Raw genomic sequence first — 12,662 nt, forward strand, 5'->3', positions numbered from 1 at the left:
TGCGAAGCCGCAAGGCGAAGTATAGGGGCTGACGCCTGCCCGGTGCTGGAAGGTTAAGAGGAGGGGTTAGCGCAAGCGAAGCTCTGAATCGAAGCCCCAGTAAACGGCGGCCGTAACTATAACGGTCCTAAGGTAGCGAAATTCCTTGTCGGGTAAGTTCCGACCCGCACGAAAGGCGTAACGATCTGGGCACTGTCTCAACGAGAGACTCGGTGAAATTATAGTACCTGTGAAGATGCAGGTTACCCGCGACAGGACGGAAAGACCCCATGGAGCTTTACTGTAGCCTGATATTGAATTTTGGTACAGCTTGTACAGGATAGGTAGGAGCCGTAGAAGCCGGAGCGCTAGCTTCGGTGGAGGCGTCGGTGGGATACTACCCTGGCTGTATTGAAATTCTAACCCGCACCCCTTATCGGGGTGGGAGACAGTGTCAGGTGGGCAGTTTGACTGGGGCGGTCGCCTCCTAAAGAGTAACGGAGGCGCCCAAAGGTTCCCTCAGAATGGTTGGAAATCATTCGCAGAGTGTAAAGGCATAAGGGAGCTTGACTGCGAGACCTACAAGTCGAGCAGGGACGAAAGTCGGGCTTAGTGATCCGGTGGTTCCGCATGGAAGGGCCATCGCTCAACGGATAAAAGCTACCCTGGGGATAACAGGCTTATCTCCCCCAAGAGTCCACATCGACGGGGAGGTTTGGCACCTCGATGTCGGCTCATCGCATCCTGGGGCTGTAGTCGGTCCCAAGGGTTGGGCTGTTCGCCCATTAAAGCGGTACGCGAGCTGGGTTCAGAACGTCGTGAGACAGTTCGGTCCCTATCCGTCGTGGGCGCAGGAAATTTGAGAGGAGCTGTCCTTAGTACGAGAGGACCGGGATGGACGCACCGCTGGTGTACCAGTTGTCTTGCCAAAGGCATCGCTGGGTAGCTATGTGCGGACGGGATAAGTGCTGAAAGCATCTAAGCATGAAGCCCCCCTCAAGATGAGATTTCCCATAGCGTCAAGCTAGTAAGATCCCTGAAAGATGATCAGGTTGATAGGTCAGAGGTGGAAGCGTGGCGACATGTGGAGCTGACTGATACTAATCGATCGAGGACTTAACCAAGTCATATGTATTATATGAAGGTGAACTCGTTTTTACTAAAAACTTCTTCTGTATTATCTAGTTTTGAGGGAATGATACCTCAAACTTAATAGTCTGGCAATAATGGCGAGAAGGTCACACCCGTTCCCATACCGAACACGGAAGTTAAGCTTCTCAGCGCCGATGGTAGTTGGGGGCTGTCCCCCTGTGAGAGTAGGACGTTGCCAGGCATAATGAAGGACAACCTGATAAGGTTTGTCCTTTTTGCATTGGAATTAAGAGAGTACTGGGGCAAAGGGTATGGATATGGAATGTAGATGCCCAAAATCAGAAGGTAAACCCGGCTAAAGTAAAAAACTCCAAAAAAGTACGAAGTATTTGAAAAGAAATCGTGTATAGACATACACCCAATTCCGAAAGAGGGCATAAACTAAGAAACAGGAACCCCTGAAAAAGACTATTCAAAAAATTGTATACAATTGCTTATTTAGGGAAGAATGGGTGTATGGAGGTGGACAAATTGAGTTCAATTTTTGCACAAAAATATCATGAGGAAACATGTGTTATTTGTGATCAGCTAAAACCGAAAGGTATACATCTATACACGTCATTTATCTGCATGGAATGTGAAAAAGACTTAATTAATACAGAAACCAGTGACCCAAAATATAAATACTTTTTAAAACAACTAAAAAAGATCACTACACCGGAGATATTTTCTTAGCCAAGTCCTTTTAGGACTTTATTTTTTTGCAAACAAATGGGAAAGAAATCAATCTTTTGATAAAATAGATAAGACTCTTTTAAGGATGTAACGTAAATGAAAAACCAACAAAAAATCCCACTTTATCAAGCATTAGTAGAACACATCAACAAAAGTCCAATTTCCTTTCATGTACCGGGGCACAAATATGGAACAATCGCAAAGGATTATTTCGAGCAAATCCTTAAGCTCGATGCGACAGAACTCTCAGGATTAGATGATTTGCATTCACCTGAGGGAGCCATTTTGGAGGCTGAACAGCTTCTGCAAGATTTATATCAAACCAGAAGCAGTTTTTTTCTTATTAATGGATCGACAGTTGGAAATTTGGCGATGGTCATGGCGGCTTGCAGCGAAAATGATTGTGTGCTTGTTCAAAGGAATTGTCATAAATCGGTAGTAAATGGGTTACAGTTAGCGAAGGTAAATCCGATTTTTTTAGAACCAGAGATAGATAATGAGTGGAAAGTTGCTTCAGGTGTTCATTTACAAACAGTAAAGGAAGCAATTGATTTATATCCTAATGCTCGTGCATTGATCTTAACCTATCCTAATTACTACGGGATGGCTTACGATTTAGAAAGTATTATAAACTATGCGCATATACATAATATTCCTGTATTAGTAGATGAGGCACATGGACCTCATTTTATTGTAGGCAGTCCTTTTCCGCCTTCAGCTGTACAATTAGGGGCTGATATCGTAGTTCAATCTGCACATAAAACACTTCCTGCTATGACGATGGGATCTTATTTGCATGTAAATGGAAATCGAATTGAAATGGATAGGGTCAAAGATTACTTGCAAATTCTTCAATCGAGCAGCCCATCCTATCCGATTATGGCGTCATTAGATATAGCAAGGCATTATCTATCCTCCTACCAACAGGAGGATGTACTATATCTTTTAAAGGAAAGAAATCGATTTAAGGAATTACTCAAAAAGATTTCGGGTATAAAAGTCTTAACTTATCCGAATCATTTAGGTGACCCGTTGAAAATAACGATCCAGTCTACCAGCCATCTTAGTGGATTTGACCTTCAAAGCAAATTGGAGGAGCAGGGGATTTTTACGGAACTTGCAGACCCATATAACGTACTGATGATTCTCCCTTTGCTTAAGGAAAATCAAATCTATACTTTTGAAGAAACGGCGGGGAGAATTCAAAAAGTTTTAGAGGGTATTACAGATAATGAGATAAATATAGAAACTAAGAAGATTGAAAAAAAAATCTCGGGACTGGCCATCCCTTATAGAAAAATGGAAGATTTGAAGGAAAGAAAAATCCCACTCTTGGATTCAGTTGACCAAGTGTCTGCGGAAACCATCATTCCCTATCCCCCAGGTATTCCGCTGCTGCTAAAAGGGGAACGAATTACGGACGGACAAATACAAAATCTTGTGAAATTAATAGAGAGCGGTGCACGGTTTCAGGGCGGAAGCTTTTTACAAAATGGTCTAATAAGCGTATATAGGACATCTTAAGATTGGTTTTGGAGGTTTATTAAATGAAGAATGGAATGTTTATTACATTTGAAGGCCCAGATGGTGCAGGGAAGACAACCATCATTAGTATGGTTGCGAGGCAATTTGAGGGTGCAATACTGACAAGAGAGCCTGGCGGTATTGATATAGCAGAACAAATTAGAAGTGTAATCCTGAATAAGGAAAATACGGCTATGGATCCGCGGACAGAAGCTTTGCTGTATGCTGCTGCTAGAAGACAACATTTAATTGAAAAGGTAAAGCCTGCATTAGAGGAAGGAAAAGTGGTCTTTTGTGATCGGTTTGTTGATAGCTCTTTAGCATATCAAGGATATGCACGAGGATTGGGAATAGATGAGGTACTGAACATTAACCAGTTTGCCATCGAGAATATGATGCCTAATTTAACGATTTACTTTGATATTGAGCCTGAGGAAGGGTTAAAGCGAATTAATAAAAATAAAGGACGGGAAATTAATCGCTTAGATTTAGAAAATCTTGAATTTCACCAAAAGGTAAGGGAAGGGTATTATCATATTTTGAAGCGTTTTGCAGATAGGATTGTTAAAATAGATGCTTCGGGAACGCTAGATGAGGTATTCCAAAAAACAATTCAGATTATAAAGGATAAATTAGAAGAGACAAAGCCTTGAACTTAAGGCTTTTTTTCTATCTTTCAAAAAGAAAACAATCCCTTTTCTAGTATGTAAAGACACATAATACCTGTTATAATTATAGAAACGGAAGTCGGTATCGATAATTGAAAGGGTGAAACGAATGAAACTAATCATTGCAGTTGTTCAGGACCAAGATAGCAATCGGTTATCAAAGGCTTTGGTAGAGAATAATTTTCGCGCTACTAAACTTGCGAGTACAGGTGGATTTTTAAAATCCGGCAATACTACGTTTATGATTGGTACAGAAGATATTCGTGTTGATCGAGCTCTTCAAATTATTAAGGACAACTGCAGGGCCCGAGATCAGTTAGTAGCCCCGGTTTCTCCCATGGGTGGAAACGCAGACTCCTATGTTCCCTATCCCGTTGAGGTAGAAGTAGGAGGAGCAACAGTCTTCGTTCTGCCAATTGAACAATTTATGCATTTTTAATAGAAGAGGTTTCAAATAATGGCTAAGTTAAAGGACAATGTTGATTTTTAAACAAAGTTGATTGCAGCGGAAGGCACGAAGACTCCTGTGGGAGTACGGGACAGGGGAGACCCGCAGAAGCGAAGCGACGAGGAGGCTCCCCGAAACGCCCACGAACCGCTTGTGCCTGGAGCGGAAATCAACAACCAGGTTTAACAGAGCCTAAATAATAGAAGTGAGTGATGATTTTGGTTAAAACATGGGATCAGCTGGAAGTGGTACAGCCAACTGTATTAAAAATGATAAAAAACAGTATACAGAAACACCGAGTTGCCCATGCATACCTACTTGAAGGCATTAGGGGGACAAGCAAAAAAGATATTGCACTTTTATATACAAAAGCTCTTTTTTGTGAATCCCCGATGAGTGGGTATAAACCATGTGAAGCCTGTTCAAACTGTAAGCGAATTAATCATGGCAACCACCCTGATGTGCATATAGTTGAACCGGATGGTCAATCCATTAAAGTAGAGCAAATCAGAAACCTCCAGGCGGAGTTTTCAAAAAAGGGAGTTGAATCCCTAAAAAAGGTCTATATTCTGGCACATGCTGATAAAATGAGCGTCAGTGCCTCCAATAGCTTGCTAAAGTTCCTTGAGGAGCCAAGTTCGCAAACGACAGCCTTCCTGCTAACGGAGCAGCCACAGAAAATCTTACCTACCATTCTTTCAAGGTGTCAGGTATTAACATTCCAGCCGTTATCACCACATGCAATGGTGGAACAATTAATAGAAAATGGTGTTGATCCAATAAAGGCACCACTTCTTGCCCAATTAACGAATAGTCTGGAAGACGCATTGTCATTAAATGGCGATGATTGGTTTGCACAAGCCCAAAAAGTCGTGGTAAAATTATATGAGGTGTTGAAAAAAAATCCATTGGAGGCGATGATTATGCTCCAAGGGGATTGGTTTCCTCACTTCAAAGAGAAAGAACAGATTAATCGTGGTTTAGATCTATTACTTCTTATTTTTAAAGATTTACTATATATTCAGCTAGACAAGCAGGAGCAGATTGTTTATCTCGAAGATAGTGAACGGCTAAAACAATTTGCCTTGCAAGCATCTAGGCGGCGCTTAACCGATCAAATGTCAGCTATTCTTGAAGCAAAGAAAAAGCTTGCGGCTAATATGAATCCTCAGCTTATGATGGAACAGCTTGTGCTAAAATTGCAGGAGGGATCTTCGTTTGTATGATGTTGTAGGAGTACGATTTAAAAAAGCGGGGAAAATCTATTATTTTGATCCTGGAGAGCTGCAGGTTCAGAAGGATGACTTTGTGATTGTTGAAACGGTTCGTGGTGTCGAATATGGCAAAGCGGTTATTGCCAGAAAAACAGTAGAGGAACACGATGTCGTTCTTCCGCTTAAAAAGGTAGTAAGAATTGCTGATCAAAAGGATCGAATGATTGTTGAGGAAAACAAACAGGCAGCACAGGAAGCATACGAAACATGTAATGATAAAGTCAATGAACATCAGCTGGATATGAAACTAGTGGATGTTGAATATACATTTGACCGTAACAAAATCATTTTTTATTTTACCGCTGACGGAAGAGTTGATTTCCGGGAGCTCGTAAAGGATTTAGCAGCGATTTTCCGTACGAGAATTGAACTCAGGCAAATTGGTGTTCGCGATGAAGCAAAAATGCTTGGTGGAATTGGGCCTTGCGGAAGAATGCTTTGCTGTTCAACCTTTCTCGGTGACTTTGATCCCGTTTCGATTAAAATGGCGAAGGATCAAAATCTGTCATTAAATCCAACGAAAATATCTGGACTATGCGGCAGGCTCATGTGCTGTTTAAAATATGAAAATGATGAATATGAATCAGCCAAGGAGCAGTTGCCGGATATTGGTGAAATCATTGTTACTCCTCTTGGAGAAGGAAAAGTGGTAGGATTAAATATCTTAGAGCGGGTCCTTCAGGTGGAGCTAAAGGAACACGATCGGGTTCTCGAGTATACTTTGGATGAAATCATTAAAGAAGGTGCCTTTTCGATACAATCCACAGATTAACGAGGTGGAATACGTGGATAAAAAAGAGATATTTGATTCAGTTAGTAATATGGAAACACAAATTGGCCAGCTTTACCAACAGCTGGGGAATTAAAGCAGCATCTGGCTGAAATAATAGAAGAAAATCATTATTTAAAGCTGGAAAATGAGCATCTAAGGCGCCGTTTAGATGTGACCACGGAAAAGGAAAAGAAGGATGTCACCACGAAAAAAGGGGCAGCTCAAGTACAACCGAGTGATAAACCCTTTGATATTGGTGAAGGATATGATAACCTTGCTCGTCTTTACCATGAAGGGTTTCATATTTGCAATCTTCATTTTGGGAGCTTACGTAAGGAAGGGGATTGCTTGTTCTGCCTTTCTTTTCTAAATAAAAAATAAGAATCGGCCTTCCTTCCAAAAGGAAGGCTATTTTTATAAGTCAGGTGATATATTTGGTTTTTTTAAAAGATGATGAACGGCTTGATTATTTATTAGCAGAGGACTTACGAATTATTCAGAGTCCCTCTGTCTTTGCCTTTTCGCTCGATGCCGTTTTGCTGGCACGGTTTGTCTATGTCCCCATTCAAAAGGGGAACTTAGTAGACCTTTGCAGCGGGAATGGCGTAATTCCTTTATTTTTAAGCGTAAGAACAAAAGGCACGATTACCGGAGTGGAAATCCAGGAACGGTTATACGATATGGCAGTAAGAAGTATTGAATATAATGGACTGCAGGACCGGCTAAAAATGATTCACGGTGACATTAAGAACATGCCAAAGCTTTTGGGCCATGGGAATTTTGATGTGGTTACCTGCAATCCACCTTATTTTGTAACTCCATCAACGGGTGAAATTAATTTAAATGAGCACTTGGCCATTGCCCGCCATGAAATCCATTGCACGTTAGAGGATGCAATCAGCGTTTCAAGTCAGTTAGTAAGGCAGGGAGGGAAGGTGGCATTTGTTCACCGGCCAGGTCGATTATTGGATATCATTTCTTTAATGCGTAAATATCGTCTTGAGCCAAAAAGGATTCAGTTTGTGTATCCGAAGATAGGAAAAGAGGCCAATACTTTATTAGTAGAAGCCATAAAGGATGGAAGCCCAGACTTGAAGATATTACCTCCGATCATTGTCTATAATGAAGACAATGAATATACTCCTGAAATAAGAGGGATTTTATATGGAGAAAAATAATCACTTCTTTTATGTATTAACATGCGGGGATGGAAGCTTCTACGGAGGATATACAATTAATCTTGACCGGCGGCTAAAGCTCCATAATGATGGGAAAGGGGCAAAATATACCCGAGGAAGAGGACCGTTATCATTAACATTTTTCAAAACCTATGACAATAAGACTGATGCCCTAAAAGCAGAGTATCAATTTAAACAGTTAACGAGAAAGAAGAAATTGGAGTTTTTAACTAGGGAAACGGGTGGTAATGATGTGGCAGCAGAAGAGTTTTGAAAACGAGGAGCAAAAGGGGATTCTTTATCTCGTTCCAACCCCTATCGGAAATCTGGAAGACATGAGCGTTCGGGCAATTAGAATTTTAAAAGAAGCGGACTTAATTGCTGCTGAAGATACCCGAAATACAAAAAAACTATGTAATTACTTTGAAATTACGACCCCTGTGGTAAGTTATCACGAGCATAATAAGGAGACGAGTGGGGAGAAGTTGATTTTGAAGGTAAAGGACGGCTTAAAAATTGCTCTTGTTAGCGATGCAGGAATGCCCACTATCTCCGACCCTGGCTATGAGCTCGTTACGGCGGCAATCGCCGAGGAGTTAACGGTTGTTCCATTACCCGGTGCAAATGCAGCACTCACTTCCTTGATTGCTTCCGGACTTGTAACCCAGCCCTTCTATTTTTATGGTTTTTTAAATCGTAATAAGAAGGACAAACGCAAGGAATTAGAAAGCTTGAAACATCAGGAAGCAACAATGATTTTCTATGAATCACCACACCGTTTAAAAGAAACCCTGTCCATTATGCTGGAAATCCTCGGCGATCGAAAAATTTCCTTATGCAGAGAATTAACAAAAAGGTATGAAGAATTTATCAGAGGCAGTATTCAAGAGGCGGTGGAATGGTCAAATCAAGAGGAAGTCCGCGGTGAATTTTGTTTAATAGTAGAAGGCGGGAACCGAGTTGATGAAGAAACAAGCAGCTGGTGGGAGGATTTAACGATTGAGGAACATGTGAATCACTACATCACGCTAAAAAATATACCATCCAAAGAGGCCATTAAACAAACAGCAAAGGATCGCGGAGTGAATAAACGAGAAGTGTACCAGGCGTATCATATTGAGCATTAATTAAAAAAGCTCCAGACTATATTGTCTGGAGCTTTCGTCAATTTATTTTACTAATTCAAAAGAGTCTTGGATTTCTTTTAATAATACTTCTGCACCTTCACGGCTAAGAATTAATTTACCGCCGGCAAGTGCTAAGTTATCATCAGAAACTTCCCCTGTTACTTGGCAAGTCATGTTTGGCTTGTATTTCTTAAGGATAATGCGATCGTCATCCACATAGATTTCGAGAGCATCCTTTTCTGCAATACCTAATGTACGTCTTAATTCGATTGGAATAACTACGCGTCCTAATTCATCAACTTTACGAACAATTCCTGTAGATTTCATGTGTTATAATCTCCTCTCAACTTGTTTATCTCTATTTTTTCTTCGCCATTATTCGACAATATTTTCACAACTCAATAATACCAGCCATTCCCATATTCGTCAATTATTTTATTAAATAAATAAAAGGGAATTTTTTCATGTTGTAAAAAGGTTGATATAACAAGGTTTTGCCTGAATTAATATTCAGTTTTTTGGTTTTCACTTTTATTTTGATGCTGATCACAAATCATAATTTCAGCTCTTATAATTCGACAAATTTCTACAAATTTCTATATAAACCTACTTTTATTCCTCATAACCTTCGCAGAAAGTTCGACTTTTACGTCCGCCATTTGGGATAATGTAATTAGTAAATTTTCTCTAGTTATAGGTTTGTTGCACAATACAAAGTTTTTCGGTATATTTTGATGATATAAGAGGATAAAAATGGGGCAATAATGGTTAAGTAGAGTTTAAGTTTTGCCGATCATAGGAGGGGTAAAGATGGAGGAAAAATTAAAAACGTTTTATATTACAACACCAATTTATTATCCAAGCGGAAATTTACATATTGGACATGCGTATACCACAGTTGCGGGTGATGCAATGGCACGCTATAAGCGGATGCGCGGTTATGATGTCATGTACTTAACGGGAACAGATGAACATGGTCAAAAAATTCAGCGTAAAGCTGAAGAAAAGGGAATCACGCCTCAAGCGTATGTGGATGAAATTGTCGGAGGAATCCAAGAACTATGGAAAAAACTCGATATCTCTTATGATGATTTCATACGGACAACACAGGAGAGGCATAAGCAAATTGTCGAAAAAATATTTGCTCGGCTGCTTGAGCAGGGAGATATCTATTTAGATCAATACGAAGGCTGGTACTGTACACCTTGTGAATCCTTTTTTACTGACCGTCAACTAGTGAATGGAAACTGTCCGGACTGTGGCCGACCGGTGGAAAAGGTTAAAGAAGAGTCATACTTTTTCAGAATGGGTAAATATGTTGACAGACTTCTGCGATACTATGAAGAAAATCCTGATTTTATTCAGCCAGAGTCCCGAAAAAATGAAATGGTTAACAACTTTATTAAACCTGGTTTAGAGGATTTAGCGGTATCTAGAACGACGTTTGATTGGGGAGTAAAAGTACCAGGGGATCCGAAGCATGTCATTTATGTTTGGATTGATGCCTTATCCAATTATATTACGGCACTTGGTTATGGAACTGACAATGACAGTAAATATTTAAATTACTGGCCGGCAGATGTACACCTAGTCGGTAAAGAAATTGTCCGTTTCCATACGATTTATTGGCCCATTATGTTAATGGCACTGGATATTCCACTTCCGAAGAAAGTTTTTGCTCATGGATGGCTTTTAATGAAAGATGGGAAAATGTCTAAGTCAAAAGGAAATGTAGTAGACCCTGTAACCTTAATTGACCGCTACGGGCTAGATGCACTTCGTTATTACTTATTAAGGGAAGTTCCATTTGGTGCTGACGGAGTTTTCACACCTGAGGGATTTGTCGAAAGAATTAATTTTGACCTAGCGAATGATTTAGGAAATCTATTAAACCGCACCGTTGCAATGATTGAAAAATATTTTGCAGGAGTCATTCCTGATTATGCCGGATCTGTTGGTGAATTTGATGAGGCATTACTTCAAGTAAATCAGGAAACAGTAACAAAATATGAAGAGGCTATGGAGAAAATGGAATTTTCAGTTGCCTTAGCATCCATTTGGCAATTGGTAAGCCGGACGAATAAATATATTGATGAAACACAACCGTGGGCACTAGCGAAGGATGAAAATCGTAAAGGTGAACTTGCAAGTGTAATGGTGCACCTCGCTGAGTCATTATGCAGAACTGCGATTCTTCTTCAGCCATTTTTAACCCGGACTCCGAATGGTATTTTTAATCAATTAGGGATTACGGATGTCGGACTTAAGGCATGGGATAGCCTTGAAAAGTTCGGTTTAATTCCAAGTGGAACAAAGGTTCAAAAAGATGCTCCACTTTTCCCTCGGCTTGAGATTGCGGAGGAAGTTGAGTTTATTAAAACAAAAATGCAAGGCGGCACTACACCAGCTGTAGAGGAAAAGAAAGAAGAAAAACCAGAAGAACTTGCTGAGATTGCCATTGATGATTTTATGAAAATTGATTTACGGGTGGCAGAGGTTATTCAGGCGGAACCAGTTAAAAAGGCGGATAAACTTCTAAAGCTGCAGCTTGATTTGGGGTATGAAAAGCGCCAAGTGGTTTCAGGAATCGCTCAATACTATAAGGCGGAGGAATTAGTAGGTCAAAAGGTGATTTGCATTACGAACCTAAAGCCTGTGAAACTTCGCGGTGAACTTTCCCAAGGAATGATCTTGGCAGGTTCAAAAGACGGGCAATTATCACTTGCTACTGTAGACCAAACATTGCCAAATGGATCAAAAGTGAAATAAAGTTTCATACAAAAAGAGCCTTTAACAGGCTCTTTTGCTTTAAAAAAGTTTCACGTGAAACAATTTTCGAGATATTTCGGTGTTTTTAAACCTTTAATGACAGGGAGTTTTAAAATGTTATTCGACACACATGCACATTTAAATGATGAACAATACAACGAGGATTTGCAGGAGGTTATTATAAGGGCACAAGAAGCAGGAGTATCCAATCTTGTTGTTGTCGGTTTTGATCGACCAACAATTGAAAAAGCAATGGTTTTGGCTGATACATTTGATTTTATCTATGCCTGTGTCGGCTGGCACCCGGTTGATGCCATTGATATGACAGAAGAGGACTTACAATGGATCGAGGATTTAACTGCACATCCAAAGGTTGTGGCAATAGGTGAAATGGGGCTGGACTATCATTGGGATAAGTCTCCTAAGGACATCCAGAAAGAGGTATTCCGCAAACAAATCAGACTAGCGAAAAAGGTAAAGCTTCCAATTGTCATTCACAATCGTGAAGCAACGGCAGATATTGTTGAAATCTTAAAAGAGGAGGGAGCAGAGGAAGTCGGGGGCATCATGCATTGTTTTAGCGGCAGCACAGAGGTTGCGAAGGAATGTGTGAAAATGAACTTTTATATTTCACTTGGAGGTCCGGTCACTTTTAAAAACGCAAAAAGGCCAAAAGAAGTGGCTGCTGAAATTCCTTTAGATAAACTGTTAATTGAAACCGATTGCCCATATTTAGCACCCCATCCTTATCGCGGAAAAAGAAATGAACCGGGGTATGTGAAGCTGGTCGCTGAGCAAATTGCCGAAATAAAAGGCATAACCCTAGAAGAAGTAGCTAATACAACCACCAAAAATGCAAAAAAATTATTCGGCATAAACTGACAGAAAATGCTGTCGTAGTACCGAGAAACTTGTCCGAATTTTTTCGAAAAACAAAAAGTTCTACACGTCTCCTTTCAGGAATAGGATTACCATGTCGATAAGTTTTCCTTTGCATTCCATCCAACATTATGCATAATTAGAAATACGTTCACAGGAATGCAAGGGTTGACAGCCGACAGCGTGGTTCTTATTATTTACTCCAACAAGAAGGAGG

The 12,662-nt window shown here is 40.4% G+C and carries 12 protein-coding genes, 2 rRNA genes and 1 pseudogene (1 of these 15 cut by a window edge); 14 read left to right on the top strand and 1 reads right to left on the bottom strand.

The genetic code is table 11. The features are described 5' to 3' along the window. From RCG21_RS02710 to rsmI, 12 genes and pseudogenes are all read left to right on the top strand, one after another. Nucleotides 1-1,103: ribosomal RNA gene (locus tag RCG21_RS02710) — 23S ribosomal RNA — on the top strand; it begins 1,834 nt to the left of the window's first position. Nucleotides 1,104-1,195: 92 nt separating this feature from the next. Then, nucleotides 1,196-1,312 (top strand): 5S ribosomal RNA (gene rrf / locus RCG21_RS02715). Nucleotides 1,313-1,587: 275 nt separating this feature from the next. After that, a complete protein-coding gene (locus tag RCG21_RS02720) occupies nt 1,588-1,806 on the top strand; it encodes a sigma factor G inhibitor Gin (RefSeq protein WP_197031408.1) in 219 nt (72 codons plus the stop codon). 96 nt (nt 1,807-1,902) lie between these two features. Further along, nucleotides 1,903-3,330 (top strand): aminotransferase class I/II-fold pyridoxal phosphate-dependent enzyme, encoded by a 1,428-nt coding sequence (locus RCG21_RS02725; RefSeq protein WP_133339350.1) that lies wholly within the window; start codon nt 1,903-1,905, stop codon nt 3,328-3,330. Nucleotides 3,331-3,353: 23 nt separating this feature from the next. Then, nucleotides 3,354-3,983 (top strand): dTMP kinase, encoded by a 630-nt coding sequence (tmk, locus tag RCG21_RS02730; protein WP_133339352.1) that lies wholly within the window; start codon nt 3,354-3,356, stop codon nt 3,981-3,983. A gap of 124 nt (nt 3,984-4,107) precedes the next feature. Continuing rightward, nucleotides 4,108-4,437: a cyclic di-AMP receptor DarA gene (gene darA, locus RCG21_RS02735; protein ID WP_026574054.1), complete on the top strand. Its 330-nt coding sequence runs from the start codon at nt 4,108-4,110 to the stop codon at nt 4,435-4,437. A 227-nt stretch (nt 4,438-4,664) separates the two neighbouring features. Further along, the gene (holB, locus tag RCG21_RS02740; RefSeq protein WP_133339354.1) at nt 4,665-5,672 is read left to right on the top strand and encodes a DNA polymerase III subunit delta'; all 1,008 of its coding nucleotides are present in this window, start codon (nt 4,665-4,667) and stop codon (nt 5,670-5,672) included. Then, nucleotides 5,665-6,492: a PSP1 domain-containing protein gene (locus RCG21_RS02745; RefSeq protein WP_133339356.1), complete on the top strand. Its 828-nt coding sequence runs from the start codon at nt 5,665-5,667 to the stop codon at nt 6,490-6,492. The genes holB and RCG21_RS02745 overlap by 8 nt, the downstream gene beginning before the upstream one ends. A gap of 13 nt (nt 6,493-6,505) precedes the next feature. Then, nucleotides 6,506-6,873: pseudogene (gene yabA / locus RCG21_RS02750) on the top strand (DNA replication initiation control protein YabA). 53 nt (nt 6,874-6,926) lie between these two features. Next, nucleotides 6,927-7,670 (top strand): tRNA1(Val) (adenine(37)-N6)-methyltransferase, encoded by a 744-nt coding sequence (locus RCG21_RS02755; RefSeq protein ID WP_133339358.1) that lies wholly within the window; start codon nt 6,927-6,929, stop codon nt 7,668-7,670. Then, nucleotides 7,657-7,944 carry a GIY-YIG nuclease family protein gene (locus RCG21_RS02760; RefSeq protein ID WP_133339360.1) on the top strand — a complete coding sequence of 96 codons (288 nt, stop codon included), beginning with the start codon at nt 7,657-7,659 and terminating at the stop codon, nt 7,942-7,944. Before RCG21_RS02755 ends, RCG21_RS02760 begins: the two co-directional genes overlap by 14 nt. Further along, nucleotides 7,922-8,797 carry a 16S rRNA (cytidine(1402)-2'-O)-methyltransferase gene (rsmI, locus tag RCG21_RS02765; protein WP_133339362.1) on the top strand — a complete coding sequence of 292 codons (876 nt, stop codon included), beginning with the start codon at nt 7,922-7,924 and terminating at the stop codon, nt 8,795-8,797. Before RCG21_RS02760 ends, rsmI begins: the two co-directional genes overlap by 23 nt. A gap of 42 nt (nt 8,798-8,839) precedes the next feature. Here the strand turns inward: rsmI and abrB are convergent, their stop codons facing one another. Beyond that, on the bottom strand, nt 8,840-9,124 hold the full coding sequence (abrB, locus tag RCG21_RS02770; protein WP_133339364.1) for a transition state genes transcriptional regulator AbrB: 285 nt from the start codon (nt 9,122-9,124) through the stop codon (nt 8,840-8,842). Nucleotides 9,125-9,607: 483 nt separating this feature from the next. Between abrB and metG the strand changes: the two genes are divergently transcribed. Both metG and RCG21_RS02780 read left to right on the top strand, forming a co-directional pair. Next, nucleotides 9,608-11,566, top strand: coding sequence for a methionine--tRNA ligase (gene metG, locus RCG21_RS02775; protein WP_133339366.1), 1,959 nt, complete (start codon nt 9,608-9,610; stop codon nt 11,564-11,566). Nucleotides 11,567-11,680: 114 nt separating this feature from the next. Then, nucleotides 11,681-12,448 (top strand): TatD family hydrolase, encoded by a 768-nt coding sequence (locus RCG21_RS02780; protein ID WP_133339368.1) that lies wholly within the window; start codon nt 11,681-11,683, stop codon nt 12,446-12,448. Nucleotides 12,449-12,662: the final 214 nt, after the last annotated feature.

Origin of the sequence: Bacillus salipaludis (assembly GCF_030938565.1) — a bacterium.
In the GTDB taxonomy this organism is placed as follows: Bacteria; Bacillota; Bacilli; order Bacillales; family Cytobacillaceae; genus Neobacillus; species Neobacillus salipaludis_A.